This is a genomic window from Streptomyces sp. SP17BM10 (assembly GCF_036322405.1).
In the GTDB taxonomy this organism is placed as follows: Bacteria; Actinomycetota; Actinomycetes; order Streptomycetales; family Streptomycetaceae; genus Kitasatospora.
Window position 1 is genome coordinate 1 of sequence record NZ_JAQYXB010000364.1, and the last position, 304, is coordinate 304.

Sequence of the window (304 nt, forward strand, 5' to 3'; positions counted from 1 at the left end):
CCGCCCGCCTTCAACACGGCCAGCACGGACACCACCGCGTCCACCGACCGCGGCAGCGCCACCGCCACCACCGACTCCGGACCCACACCCCGCACCACCAACTCCCGCGCCAGCCGGTGCGCCCGCGCGTTCAGCACACCGAAGCTCAGCTCCTCGTCCCCGCAGACCAGAGCACGGTCGGTCGCTCGCGTCCGCACCTGCCGCTCGAACAGCCGGTGCACCGGTTGCGCCTCCGGCTCGGGCGCCACGACGCCGGCCCACTCCTCCAACTGCTGCCGCTCCGGGGCCTCCAGGAGCTCCAGCG

Annotated in this window: 1 protein-coding gene; it reads right to left on the bottom strand. The window is 74.7% G+C overall.

Going from position 1 to position 304, the window contains the following annotated elements:
• A partial coding sequence (locus PUR71_RS02790; RefSeq protein WP_329924688.1) for an AMP-binding protein occupies positions 1-304 on the bottom strand: 304 nt, incomplete at both ends.